The 13,372-nt window shown below is 26.7% G+C and carries 14 protein-coding genes and 1 tRNA gene; 7 read left to right on the top strand and 8 right to left on the bottom strand.

Annotated features, from left to right (window positions below):
• Window positions 1-17: 17 nt before the first annotated feature.
• Genes JXZ93_RS02810 through JXZ93_RS02790 form a run of 5 tightly spaced genes read right to left on the bottom strand, consistent with a single transcriptional unit; the run spans window position 18 to window position 3,987 of the window.
• Window positions 18-881 (bottom strand): MAG1430 family protein, encoded by an 864-nt coding sequence (locus JXZ93_RS02810; protein ID WP_205852667.1) that lies wholly within the window; start codon window positions 879-881, stop codon window positions 18-20.
• Window positions 871-1,461, bottom strand: a complete 591-nt coding sequence (yihA, locus tag JXZ93_RS02805; RefSeq protein ID WP_205852020.1) for a ribosome biogenesis GTP-binding protein YihA/YsxC — start codon at window positions 1,459-1,461, stop codon at window positions 871-873. Before yihA ends, JXZ93_RS02810 begins: the two co-directional genes overlap by 11 nt.
• The gene (coaD, locus tag JXZ93_RS02800) at window positions 1,454-1,882 is read right to left on the bottom strand and encodes a pantetheine-phosphate adenylyltransferase (protein ID WP_205852021.1); all 429 of its coding nucleotides are present in this window, start codon (window positions 1,880-1,882) and stop codon (window positions 1,454-1,456) included. The genes yihA and coaD overlap by 8 nt, the downstream gene beginning before the upstream one ends.
• Window positions 1,872-3,062, bottom strand: a complete 1,191-nt coding sequence (locus JXZ93_RS02795; protein WP_205852666.1) for an acetate/propionate family kinase — start codon at window positions 3,060-3,062, stop codon at window positions 1,872-1,874. Before JXZ93_RS02795 ends, coaD begins: the two co-directional genes overlap by 11 nt.
• The gene (locus JXZ93_RS02790; RefSeq protein WP_205852023.1) at window positions 3,055-3,987 is read right to left on the bottom strand and encodes a phosphate acyltransferase; all 933 of its coding nucleotides are present in this window, start codon (window positions 3,985-3,987) and stop codon (window positions 3,055-3,057) included. Before JXZ93_RS02790 ends, JXZ93_RS02795 begins: the two co-directional genes overlap by 8 nt.
• 359 nt (window positions 3,988-4,346) lie before the next feature.
• On the opposite strand from JXZ93_RS02790, the gene JXZ93_RS04270 reads away from it, so the two are divergent.
• The gene (locus tag JXZ93_RS04270; RefSeq protein ID WP_205852665.1) at window positions 4,347-6,863 is read left to right on the top strand and encodes a PTS transporter subunit IIABC; all 2,517 of its coding nucleotides are present in this window, start codon (window positions 4,347-4,349) and stop codon (window positions 6,861-6,863) included.
• A gap of 62 nt (window positions 6,864-6,925) precedes the next feature.
• On the opposite strand, the gene JXZ93_RS02780 is transcribed toward JXZ93_RS04270, so the two are convergent.
• On the bottom strand, window positions 6,926-7,285 hold the full coding sequence (locus tag JXZ93_RS02780; protein ID WP_205852025.1) for a hypothetical protein: 360 nt from the start codon (window positions 7,283-7,285) through the stop codon (window positions 6,926-6,928).
• Window positions 7,286-7,686: 401 nt separating this feature from the next.
• Between JXZ93_RS02780 and JXZ93_RS02775 the strand changes: the two genes are divergently transcribed.
• The gene (locus JXZ93_RS02775) at window positions 7,687-8,607 is read left to right on the top strand and encodes an SPFH domain-containing protein (RefSeq protein ID WP_241006921.1); all 921 of its coding nucleotides are present in this window, start codon (window positions 7,687-7,689) and stop codon (window positions 8,605-8,607) included.
• A 209-nt stretch (window positions 8,608-8,816) separates the two neighbouring features.
• The gene (locus tag JXZ93_RS02770; RefSeq protein ID WP_205852026.1) at window positions 8,817-9,032 is read left to right on the top strand and encodes an MAG6790 family protein; all 216 of its coding nucleotides are present in this window, start codon (window positions 8,817-8,819) and stop codon (window positions 9,030-9,032) included.
• A gap of 48 nt (window positions 9,033-9,080) precedes the next feature.
• Here the strand turns inward: JXZ93_RS02770 and JXZ93_RS02765 are convergent, their stop codons facing one another.
• Entirely contained in the window at window positions 9,081-9,737 is a 657-nt protein-coding gene (locus tag JXZ93_RS02765) for a chromate transporter (protein WP_308699363.1), read from the bottom strand.
• Complete coding sequence (locus JXZ93_RS02760; protein ID WP_205852027.1) at window positions 9,737-10,318, bottom strand: chromate transporter; 582 nt, start codon at window positions 10,316-10,318, stop codon at window positions 9,737-9,739. Before JXZ93_RS02760 ends, JXZ93_RS02765 begins: the two co-directional genes overlap by 1 nt.
• A gap of 82 nt (window positions 10,319-10,400) precedes the next feature.
• On the opposite strand from JXZ93_RS02760, the gene JXZ93_RS02755 reads away from it, so the two are divergent.
• From JXZ93_RS02755 to tsf, 4 genes are all read left to right on the top strand, one after another.
• Window positions 10,401-10,476 (top strand) — tRNA-His (locus tag JXZ93_RS02755).
• 102 nt (window positions 10,477-10,578) lie between these two features.
• Window positions 10,579-11,385, top strand: a complete 807-nt coding sequence (locus tag JXZ93_RS02750; protein WP_205852028.1) for a hypothetical protein — start codon at window positions 10,579-10,581, stop codon at window positions 11,383-11,385.
• A 213-nt stretch (window positions 11,386-11,598) separates the two neighbouring features.
• Window positions 11,599-12,468, top strand: a complete 870-nt coding sequence (rpsB, locus tag JXZ93_RS02745) for a 30S ribosomal protein S2 (RefSeq protein WP_205852664.1) — start codon at window positions 11,599-11,601, stop codon at window positions 12,466-12,468.
• Between the two features lie 16 nt (window positions 12,469-12,484).
• Window positions 12,485-13,363, top strand: coding sequence for a translation elongation factor Ts (gene tsf, locus JXZ93_RS02740; RefSeq protein ID WP_205852663.1), 879 nt, complete (start codon window positions 12,485-12,487; stop codon window positions 13,361-13,363).
• Window positions 13,364-13,372 lie beyond the last annotated feature (9 nt).

The raw sequence follows: 13,372 nt of genomic DNA, 5'->3' as shown, positions 1-13,372 counted from the left end.
ACTTTACTTAGTCTGTTTTAATTGAATTTTGATATCAAAAATTCCTTTTGTTCTCATAAAATATTTTTATAATTTGGATCCTCAGGAGTGTTAATATTAAACAAATTTTCTTTAGTTGCTAAATTAATTTTAGCTTTAAATGATGTTTTTAAAACTATTATGTTTTTATCTTTAAACTCAAGGTTAGTATTTTCAAAATCTATTTTAGAAGCTTTATTTGGTTCTAGATTATTAAATAATTTTTTTATGAAATCTTCTTTTTTTGTTATATCATCTTTAATTTTATTATATTCATTTTTTAATGATTCAAAATCGTTGTATTTTGTTAGTTCATTTTCTTTAACTTCTATTGAGTTTTCATCTTGAAATCCAACATAATTTTTTATAGTTTCAAAATTCATATTTTTAAAACCATCTACTTCTAATGTTACTTGGTCATATAATTTCGCTGGTGATACATTTTTTAAATACAAACTAACAACTAAAAATAGTTTACCTTCAAAATCGTTAGCGTATGAATTAAAATAAACATTATATTTTTTGTCAAAAATATTTATTAATTCACTCCTCGCACCTAATAAATAAAAATCTTTTTCCTCTAATTCGTTACTTGTAGGTATTTTTTTCAAGTTAAAAAGTTGTCTTCAATATTCGTTGTTAGCATCCACATTATTTGTCGTTTTTATAACAGGATTTGAGATATAAGCACTTGCATAACTATTTCTTACTCTTTTGTTATAGCTTCCGAAGTTGAAACTTTTTAATTGTTCTTTTTCTGAAATTTGATTATTTTTGCTTGCTACTATAGCTCCTGAAATACTTGCGATAGAAATTCCTATTATAAGAGACCCGAAAATTATTTTCATTTTTTTATTCTTCATTATTACCTTCCTCGAATGCTTGATTAATATCCAACACTAGTTCATTTATTCCTGCTTTTGTTTCCGATGAAACTATAAAATATTTATTAAATTTAAATTTATCTCTATTTGTTTTAATGCTTTTTATTAGAGTGTTTTTATCTTTCTGTCTTAACTTATCTGCCTTTGTAAAAACTAAAGTATATTCAAGATTTATTTTATTAAGAAATTCAATAACGTTTTCATCATTTTTCGTAATACTATGTCTTGAATCGATCAAAAGATAAAGTTTTACTAAATTTTCTCTTTTGATCAAAAATTCTTCAATCATTTTCATCATTTGATCTATTTTTTCTTTAGAAAGTTTTGCGTATCCATACCCTGGTAAATCTACAAAAACAGCACCGAATTCATTTTCAAAAAAATTTAGCATTTGGGTTCTGCCAGGTGTTTTTGAAACCCTTGCTAATTTTTTGTTATCAACAATGCTATTAATTAAACTGCTTTTACCAACGTTTGAGCGACCTCAAAACGCAATTTCGTTATTGTTGTGTTTGTATCAATTATCTATTTTGTTTGATGATTTTATAAATCTAAACATCTTTTTCCTTTTCTTTCAATGATTTTATTAATGAAGAAGAGTATTTTTTGTATTTTTCGTCAGGTAGAATAAAAATAGTTTCTAAATTTTTATTTAAAATTTTGTTACCCGCTGCTAAGTCAAATTCATATTCCAAATCTTCAGAATTTCTAATTGACCTTATTAAATATTTTACACTCAATTCTTTTGCTAAATTTGCAATTAATTGATCTTTGCCACTTAAAACTACAACTTTTTCTAAGTTTTTTATTTCTTCTTTTATTATATTTATGTTTTTTATTATATCATTTTTTTCTTTATCCGGGTTTTGGGCCACAACTAAATAAACTTTGTCGAATAATTTCGTTGCTTTTATTAAAATAGATTTATGACCTTTATGAAAAGGATTAAAAGATCCTGCATATATCGCTTTATGACTCATAAATCTTTAATGCATTTTGAGCAATAAGCAATTCTTCATTGGTTCTAATTACAAAAACTTTAATTTCTGACTCACTACTTGAAATTAATTTAAAATCGTCTATTTTAGATTCGTTCAACAAGTCATCTAAAACTATATTTTTAATATTAATTTTGTTTAAAATTAACTTTCTTATAATCGGATTATTTTCTCCTATTCCTGCTGTAAATACTATCGCATCTACTTTAGGCCCTATTTTGTTAATATAATTAACTAAGTAATCTGCAACTTTTTGAGAGTACATTTCAAAGGCAAAAAGTGCATCCGGATTATTATTTTCCATTTCTTTTTGAACATCACGCATATCACTTGAAATTCCGGAAACGCCAAGCACACCACTTTTTTTATTTAAAATTTCTGTTATTTCTGTAATATTTAAACCTGTTTCTTTGATTAAAAATTCATGAATTGACGGATCTATATCTCCTGAACGTGTACCCATCATAATACCCGCCAACGGTGTTAAACCCATAGAAGTGTCAAATGATTTACTTTCTTTTATCGCACATAAACTAGCGCCATTTCCTAAGTGAACATTAACAAAATTTACTTTTTCTTTATCTAATATTTTTTCTAATTTCAAAGTTATAAATTGATGGGAAATTCCATGTGCTCCATATTTTTTTATGTTATATTTTTCTGTTAATTCTTTAGGAATTGCATATGTGTAATTTATTCTATCTATTGTTGTGTGAAACGCAGTATCAAAGTTGGCTGAGAGTTTAGAATTTGGGAATATTTTTTGGAAACCGCGAATTGTTTTTATAGCTGCTGGATTGTGCAAAGGTGCGTATATTGAGACGCTATCAATTATTTTAATTTCCTTTTCTGTTAATTTGGTTGTCGAGTTGAAAAATTTACCGCCTTGAACGACTCTAAAACCTATATATTCAATTTCTTCTTTATTTTTTATCAAGTTCATTTTTTGCATAAGTTGATAAATACCTTCAACTGCATCGTCATGATTTTTTAATTCTAATTCTAATGTTTGTTTTTGTTGTTTGCTTTTTATGGTTACTAAACCATTTTTTAAACCTATTCTTTCAGCTAAACCATTAGCTAATAATTTTAATGAATCTTTTTCAAAGATACTTATTTTTATGGAACTACTTCCAGGATTAACTGCTATTATTTTACTCATTTTTACCTCCTATTTGTAATGCTGTAATGTAAATTGTGTAAATAATATCTTTTTTACTTGCTCCTCTTGATAAGTCGTTTGCTGGTTGGTTTAAACCTAATAATATCGGACCAAATGCATCATAATTAGCGAGATATTGTGCTAATTTATATCCAATATTTGCAGAATTAAGGTCAGGAAAAATAAAAGATGTAAATTCACATTTATTAAAGTTTGTATCTTTTATTTTTCTAGCTCTAATTTTTTTATCAAAAGCAGCATCAAATTGAACTTCTCCGATTATTTTACGCCTTTTAGTGTTTTTTTGTAGTGTATTACTTATATTTCTAATTTCTTGAGTTTGTGTATTTTCCACGCTTCCGTATGTGGAATAACTCAAAAAAGCAACATTACTTTCTACATTCAATTTTTCTAAAAAGTTAATATGGTTTTTACCGATATTGTACAACGTTTTTTCATCTATGTTAATATTAACTGAAGGATCACTAAAAAAAAGAGTGCTATTCTCTTTTACTAAAAACATGATTGATGAAATTCTCTCTACATTATCATCTAACCCAATTACTTTTAGTGCAGCTCTGATAAAATCGGCACTAGTATATGAAAGTCCACCTATGACTCCATTAAAAAAACCTTTTTTAAGCAAAATTAAGCTAGAATATAAATCATCATATTTTTCAAAAGTTGATTCAATGCTCTCAATATTTTCTTTTCCGTTTCTTATTTTTTTATAAAATTCTTTTTTATCATAAAGATCTTTTTCGTAATCTTTTTTTATACTTTCATATTTAAATAATTTTATTTTATGATTATCCTTGAAGATATCAATCACTTCATCTATCAATGGATCATTATCGATCATTAATATTTTTACTTCGTAATTTATTTTATTTATTCTTTTATCTATTTCTTTGTAAAAATTCATTTTTTTCCTTTTTTCTTATATTAATTTTAAATAAATTTTTGAAATAATTAAAAAACAATTTTATTTTCATAAATATGAAAAAAGTAAAGTATTAATATAATAATTAAATATTTTTTATTTATGTATTTAATCTTATTATATAATTTTGGTGTCTAGGAAGTAAAATAAATAACAAACAAAAAACAAAAAATGCATAAAAGCATTAAAAAATACTTAGTTAGTTATAAGGTTCATCAAAATGATTTAATTTATAATAAACAAAGTTCTAATGTACACTTTGTTAATTTTATTTATTATTTTTTGATGATTATTTTACAAATATTCTAGAAATATTTGATAGACAATGAAGAAAGGAATTAATGAAAGCAATTTTCAGAAAACGATTAAATTCTGAGAAAAAACAGAAATTGAACAATAGTGATTCTGGTAAATTAAGAAAAATATTATCCAAAATTTCAGGTGCATTTATGTTGCCTATATCTATTATGTCAATTGCCGGTTTATTTCTTGGAGTTGGGGCCGCAATTAGTGGTCAAGGTGCAGAAGGTTCTGCACTACAAACTTTTGGTAATGCTATAACTGCATTAGGTGATCCAGTTTTTGCGGCATTACCATTGTTATTCGCATCTGCGTTCGTTATAGCTTTTACAGACGAAGCTGGTGTTGGTGTTTTTGCAACAATAATTGGTTATATGGTTTTTATCGCGATTCAACAAGTGTTTATTTCGCCGGTTGAAACAGATGTATTCTTGCAAAACAAAGAAACTAAAGAGTTTATTTTAAACTCTCAAAACGAAAAAATAAAAATCGGAAGAGAACTTATTGGTTATAAAGTTCTATTTACACAGGGTGGACGTAATCCTGAGACATTAAAAAATTTAGTTGGTACAACTTTAGGGTTTAGAGCCTTACAAACATCTGTATTTGGTGGTATTGCAGTTGGTTTAACTGTCCAATATTTATACAACAGATTTCATGTAATTCAACTACCAAAATTCTTATCATTCTTTGGTGGTAAGAGATTTGTGTCAATAATAACAATCCCTGCTTCTTTTGGGTTAGCGTTGTTGTTCTTATTATTTTGACCATGAGTAGGAGTTGGTTTAAACCACTTTGGAAGCGCACTACAAAAAGTTCCATATGGTATTGAGTCATTGATCTTTGGTTATTTCGAAAGATCTTTAATACCATTTGGTTTACATCACGTATTTTATGCGCCGTTATGATATTCTAGTGCTGGAGGAAGTGTTAATGAAGCACTTAATGCATGACAAGATTCTATTAAAGCTAGCGGTGATACACTTAACGCAGGTGCATCACTATCTGCATTAATTAATGAAGTTTCAAGTAATCCGGATAAGTTTAAAGGTGATTCGACGGCTGCTGTTAACTTATTGAAATTTTCATCTAATGTAATTGATTGATCTATTACAAAAGCAAATGGAGAAACAATTAACTTTAGCAAACCATTATTTGAATTTATTGCTAAAGATTTAGGTATAAAAATTGGTAGGTTTGCTGACGGTAAGTTTGCGGTTATGATGTTTGGTTTACCAGCAGCTGCAGTTGCAATGATTTTTGCAGCACCAAAAGAAAATAGAAAAGTAGCAGCGGGTACAGTGTTACCAGCCGCGTTTACTTCATTAGTAACTGGTGTTACAGAACCAATTGAATTTACATTCTTATTCTTATCACCGCTATTATTCTGAGGTTTCCATGCGTTTACAATAGCAACATCATTTATGTTCGCTAATTTATTAGGTGTTCACATACCTATGGTATTTTCAGGTGGAATTTTAGATTTAACATTATATGGTATTATTCCTTTTGCTAAAGGAACTCAATTCTACTATGTAATTGTTTTAGGTTTAGCTTATGCACCAATTTATTTCTTGGTATTCTATTTCTGAATTAAAAAAGCAGATTTAGCAACTCCAGGTCGTGGTGGAAATACTAAATTATTTACAAAAAAAGACTTTTTAAGCAAGAAACAAACTGAATCAAATTCAGAAAATTCTGAATTTAGTAGTATTGATCAACAAGCTTTAGCTTTAGTTCAAGCTTTTGGCGGGTTAGATAATATTAAGGCATTTAATAATTGTGCTTCAAGACTTAGATATGATGTTAAAGACATAAAAAAAGTTAATGCTGATTCTATTAAACAAGCAGGAGCTTTCGGTGTTAAGTTCGAAGGCGAAACACATGTTCAAGCTATTTTAGGGCCTACAGCTGAACAAGTTAATTCAAAGATTAAATCACAAAGAGATTTAATTGCTAAGTGAGAGCAGGCACAAAAAGATAACAATGCAACAATTCAACCGGAAGTTAAATCAGTTGAATCGCCTACAACAACTGAAACTAAAGAAGTTGAAGAAAAGATTGTATCTAATGAACAAATTATTACTAAAAAAAGTGTAAAAATACAAACTGTTGCAAAAGGTGAACTATTACCTTTAGAATCACTTAATGATGGAGTTTTCTCTGAAAAATTAATGGGTGATGGTTTTGTAGTTAGATTTGATGCTAATAAAGTAGGTAATGTTTATTCCCCTGTAAAAGGAAGAATAGTTTCTTTATTTGATTCTAAACATGCCTACGGTATCGAAACAAAAGAAGGTGTTAAAGTTTTAGTGCACATTGGTATTGATACAGTTAAATTAAATGGTGAAGGCTTTAAATCACACGTAAAATTAGGTAAAAAAGTTAATGCTGGAGATAAGTTGGCTACAGTTGATTTATCTTTAGTTAAAGAAAATGGTTACTTATCAGATGTGGTTGTTATTGTTTTACAAGAAGGTTCATTAAATAAATACGAACCTATCGAAGGAAAAACAAGAGCATTAACAACGAGTGAAATGGTTGGTTTAATTAAATAAAAATAATAAAAAATAAGAATTCTCGCATCAAGCGAGAATTTTTCATTAAACTAACAATAATCTTATCCTTTTAATATAATAATTAATATTATTATCGCAATACTCAAAAATACAACTGACATAAATAATGGAAAATTATATTTTGCTCTTTGTCACGCAGGTAAAAATAATCCAGTTGATTCGTATTTAATATTTTTATGTTTTGGATTATCTTTTATATATTGTTCTAATTGTTTTTCTTTAAAATTAGTAATTTTTTCTTTTGAATTTTTATGAAAAGATATCATAATTAAAGATAACAAAATGAGAGCTACGATTAAAATTATTTTTGCTCATAAGGGTAAGGATGCTAAACCTCTATTTGAGCCGAAGTTCATTTGGGCTGAATTTAAAATTACGTTAAAACTATTATTTGTGGTCACATTTCCTCTTTCTTTAGAATAATTATAAATAACTATTGCATTTATTTTAAATGAATTTATTAAAATTTTATAATAATAATATATTTTCGAAATGGTATTTATAAAAGTTAAAATGTTCAATTTAAAAAATGATACAATTATTTTATAAATTCAATAAGTTGTGTTAAATTTATTTTAGTCGATACCTAATCATATTATTTCTTAATTGAACCTTTTTAGATTGATATAAGATTAACTATTTACTTTTTATTTTTATGATTCTATTTTTTACGGTTACTTATTTTAATTATGGTTAAGATTAATGTTAAGTTTAAAAATAAAATTTAAGGTAATAAAAATTACATCATAATTAAATTGAATTTTGAAAAAAACGAAATATAACATTTTGAAAGGAGATTAAAATGCTAGGAATGATTATAGGGATCATTTTTTTGGTAGTTATTTTATTATTCTTAATTATTGCTTTAATTTCTTCAATTAAGGTAATACCGCAATCTAAATTTGCTATTGTAGAACGTTTAGGTAAATATAATAAAACTTTAGAAAATGGAATTAATTTTATAATACCTTTTTTAGATAGAGTAGTAGCAAGAGAAAATTATAAAGAAAAAGTTCTTGATTTTCCAGAACAAGATATTATAACTAAAGACAACGCGACAATTAAAGTAGATACCGTAGTTTATCTAAAAATAACAGACCCTAAATTGTTTATTTATGGAGCTGAAAACTCTATGAAAGCTATCGAAAATCTATCTGCTACAACATTAAGAAATTTACTTGGTGAATTAGAATTAGACGAAACCTTAACATCTAGAGATACAATTAATTCAAAATTAACTTTAATTTTAGATGAAGCTTCAGATTCTTGAGGAATAAAAGTTCATCGAGTTGAAATTAAAAATATAATACCTCCAAGAGACATTCAAAACGCGATGGAAAAACAAATGCGTGCAGAAAGAGAAAAAAGAGCAAATATTTTAGAAGCAGAAGGTTCAAAAGCTTCTTCTATTTTAATTGCTGAAGGTCAAAAAGAAGCTAAAATATTACAAGCCGAGGCGGATAAACAAGCTCAAATATTAAAGGCGGAAGCTAAAAAAGAAAGTGAAATACTAGAAGCGGAAGGTAAAAGAAAAGCAATTAATATAATCAACGAAGCTAATCTTAATAATGAAATTTTAACATTAAAAGCAATTGAACAACTAAAAGAAATAGCAAATGGTAAGGCTACAAAAATATTCTTGCCGTCTAATTTATCATCTATTGCTGGAACTATGTCGTTAGCATCCGAATTATTTACTAAAGAAAAAACTGAGAAAAAATAAAGTTTATTAATATTAAATAAAAATAAAAACGATAACCTAATATCAAGATATATCGTTTTTATTTTTTAAATTAATTTGCATAAATATGAAATTTTTTTATATTATATATCAAGTTTAAATACAATTTTTAATTGTAATTTAATATTTTTATTATCTAGAATATAATAAAAGTAGATATATATGTATAGTTTTAATATACGGAGGTAAAAATGTACAAATATAAAGCAAAATTAGTTTCAAGTGGTGAAGTTGTAGCAAAAGCAAATACACTGGAAGAATTAGAAGGTTTAATCAAAGGATTTCGAAGAGGTCAAAAACATGGTATGCACACACAAGGTAATGAAAAAATAGAGGTAATCCATGTTGAAAGAGATCACTTAAAAGGTGAAAACTACTCTAAGGAACATTTAATTAAAATAGTTTAGTTTTTATAATTATTTAAAAAAGCAACAAAATATTTTAAATGTTGCTTTTTATTTTCCTAAAAGTAGCGGTATTCCGAAAATTATAAAAGATATAGACACGTTTATAATTATTATTCAAAATAGTGAAAAATTTTTCTTTGCAAGCCAATATGAATATAAAATACCGACTGTTATAAAAATTTTTAATAAGGCATTTTTATAACCCACAAATAAATTATCATTACTTAATATTGCATATTTATCTATACTTTTATTAAATATAATTTCAGGAGCGTATATTCCTATAAATAGTTGTATTGCTAAACTGATAATTATTCCTGAAACGATAGGTTTCATAATTGTCATTAAATTTTGAATAAATGTACTACTTCTAAATCTATTTATATATTTCATTGCTAGTAACATCATTAGAATAGCTGGTATACAAAATATAAGATATGTTAAAAATATCGCCAAATAACCTCACCATTCACCGTTTGCGATTAAATAACCTGTAAAAAAAGCAAATTTTGTTGAAACAACCCCGGGGGTAGTGTTTGAGACAGTAAAAACTTTATTTATTGTATCAGAATCTATTTGTGAACCAAAAGTTGAACTCATTAAGTTTCACATTCAACTAAAAACAGGCATAAATACTTGACCGCCACCAAAAACAATTAGTGATACTAAAATGAGTAATGGTATTGAAACTAGAAGTGCTATCATTATTTACCACCTTTATTTTTATAATATTTAAATATAAAATACATTAACGAAACACTTATTATTGCGACAAAAGGAATGTTATATGGAGATGGAACGAATAAACAGTATCCTGCTGTGAATAAAATAACTGGTATTCATATATATATTGGTAAGGATTGTTTCGATTGTTTTATGTATCTTTGAGCAAATCTCAATAAAAAAGCAATTATTGAAATTAAAACACCAACAGAAATTATTTTTATATAGTCTGACGGTATGAATTTAAATAATAATAAAAATCCGAAAGCCATCAATACATGTGGTAGTATGGCAATTAGAGTTATTAGTGAACCTCAAATTTTACCTAGACGCTTCACTGAAATGTAAGATATAGTTTCTATTACAGAAGCACCAGGTATCATATTGGTTACAATTACAATGTCATCGAACTCAGCTTTTGTTAATCAACTTTTTTTATCAACAACTTCTTTTTTTATTATCGGAAGTAAAGCGTTTCCACCCCCGAAACCAACAAAAGTTACTTTAATTATTAAAATAAAAACAGATCAAAATCTTTTTAAAAAACTTTCTTTATTTTTCATTATTAACCTCGATAAATTATTATAATATTTTCTTTTGTATTTCAAAAAATATATTATAATATTTTTACATATAGCAAATATGGCGATCGTGGTGAAGCGGCTAACACAGCGGGTTGTGGTCCCGTCATTCGCGGGTTCGAATCCCGTCGATCGCCCCAATAATGCTATATTTTTTATTTTTTTAAATGGCTATTTTTTTCTCAAAAACAAGAAAAATACTATAATATTACCATAAAGTAATATATAATAGGGAGATACATATGAACTTCAAAAAAATAAAGAAAGTGTTTTTTTTAAATATAGGATTGGTGCTTCCGATTGCATCTTTATCATGCTCAAATCAATCTATAAAAAACGAAGATCAAGAACCGAAAAATTTTAATGATTCTAAAAAACATGATGATGTTATTAAGGTTTCGAAACTTTTAAATATTGATTTAAATTCTGAAGAAAACCAATTAGATTGGGTTGAATTCAAAGAACAATACTCAAAAATTCAATTTGATGAAAGTAAATCATCTGAATTTTTATCTAAAAACTGAATTACATTTCTGGCTAATTTAAATCAGTTTTATTCTAGACCATACCCTGATAATTCTGAAAATAAAGGTTGATATTTATTTCCTAACACTAATGCAGGAAAACATAGTCAGTTATATATTCATGTTATAGGTGTAGACCCAAAAGAAACACTTTTACAATCTCATAAACACATTAGTCTTCCGGATTTTGATACAAAATTAAATTCAAAGCTTACACAATTTTCTAAAGAATCTATGTTTGATTCAAATGAACGAGATAGTCAAGCTATTTTTCTAACAAAAAGAAGAACAGTTATTAAAATATCTAAGTCAAAAGGAAAAATAAAAGTATTTTATCCGAGTTATACTTTTTTAGCTAAAGATATTAATTCTAACTTTGTTAGATCAATTTCTATAAGTAATGAATATATTAATTTCTTGTTTAACGGAAATATTAATTCTAGAACTCAAAGTGATTTTGATAAATTTGAAAACATGACATTTGAAATTGGCGTTCCGTATAAATCATTTTTAATTTTAAAATAAGATAGTTTTTGAAAAACTGTCTTTTTTGTATTTAAAATAAATTTTATTTTTTTAATAAAAATGTTAAAATATAAAAAGATTATATTTATATTGAAATAATTTAATCGAATATTAAAAAAATAACGGTGAATTCACTTGGGTGTGCCTAAATAATTAGAGGTGCTAGGTGTTCGAAATCGTTACGATAAAAAACAAACTAAAAGGAAATTTAAAATGACAGAAAACAAAAAAGTTGAAAACAACACAAAAGAAACAAAAGAAACAAAAGAAACAAAAGAAACAAAATTACCAATCGTTTCAAGAACAAAATTATTAGAAGCAGGTGCATACTTTGGGCACAAAACATATGCTTGAAACCCAAAAATGAAAGAATTTCTTGTTCCTAATAGAAAAAATAGAGGTGCTCACATAATTGATATTTTTAAAACACAAAAATATTTAGAATTTGCTTATTCTTTAGTAAGTTCGTTAGCTGCTAAAAATGCTCAATTTATTTTTGTTGGTACAAAAAAACAAGCTAAAGATGCTATTAAAGCTGCAGCTGAAAGAACTAACTCATTATATGTAACAGAAAGATGATTAGGTGGAACTCTTACAAATAACGAAACAATTATGAAACGTGTACAAAAAATGGAGGAATTAGAAGCTAAAGCAGCTGATAATTTTAAAGGTTACACAAAGAAAGAAGCGTTAAACTTCACAAAAGAACTTGAAAAATTACATAAAAACTTAAATGGAATTCGTTCAATGAAACGTTTACCAAATGTTATGATTGTTGCAGATCCTATTCAAGACGAAATTGCTGTTAAAGAAGCAAAAAGAAAAGGATTAAAAGTTATCTCACTTCTTGATTCTAACGCTAATCCAGATTTAGTTGACTTCGGAATTCCTGCAAATGATGATTCAGCAAAATCAATAACACTTATAATTACAGTATTAGCCGATGCTATTGCTAAAGTAAAAGGCGGACAACAATTATTTGCGTACCAAGACGATGAAAAAGTTGTTTTACCTGAATTTCAACCAAAAAATACTTCAAACAATGAAGTAAAAGAATCTAAAAAACAAGAAGAAAATAATTAATTAAAGGGGTCATTATATGTCAGTAAACAAAATGGAATTAATCAAAGAATTAAGAGCTAGAACAAATTCTCCTTTTGGAGATGTTAAGAAAGCTTTAGAAGCTACAAACTATGATATTGAAGCTGCTATCGATTGATTAAAAGAAAACGGAATCGTTAAAGCTGCTAAAAAAGCTGGTAGAGTTGCTGCTGAAGGAGCTGTTACAGTTGCTGGTAACGAAAAAAGAGCTATATTAGTTGAAGTAAACTCTGAGACAGATTTTGTTGCTCAAAACGAAAAATTCTTAAGTTTATTAAACAAGGTTGCTGAAGCTTTATATGAAGCTAAAGCTACAACACTTGAAGAATCTTTAACTGTTACATTAGATAATGAATTAACAGTTGAACAAGAATTATTAAACGCAACAGCGGTTATTGGTGAAAAAATTTCATTACGTAGAGTTTTAGCAGTTGAAGCTAAAGAAGATGAAGTTTTAGGTATTTATGTTCATGCAAATAGTCAAATTGCTTCAGTTACAGTTTTAAAAGGTAAAAATTCTGAAGTAGCTAGAAATATATCAATGCATGTATCTGCATTAAACCCTGAATTTGATAAAGTAGAAAGTATTCCTCAAGAACGTTTAGAATCAGTTAAGGCAGGATTTACAAAACCAACAGGATTTGAAAGTAAACCAGAAAAAATTCAAGAAAAAATTGTTGAAGGTTGATTGGATAAACAACTTTCAGAATTTGTTTTAGAAAAACAACCTTATGTTATTGACGATTCATTAACAGTTGAAAAATATTTAAAAACAACTGATTCTAAATTGGTTAAAACCTATAGATTTGAAGTTGGTGAAGGTATTGAAAAAGTACAATCAGACTTTGCTTCTGAAGTTGCAAGCATGGTTAAATAATAAAAAAAG

The sequence above is a fragment of the Mycoplasma sp. CSL10166 genome, assembly GCF_017116885.1.
In the GTDB taxonomy this organism is placed as follows: Bacteria; Bacillota_I; Bacilli_A; order Mycoplasmatales; family Metamycoplasmataceae; genus Mycoplasmopsis.
The sequence above is the reverse complement of the archived record's forward strand: the minus strand, read 5'-3'. Positions and strand labels throughout refer to the sequence as shown.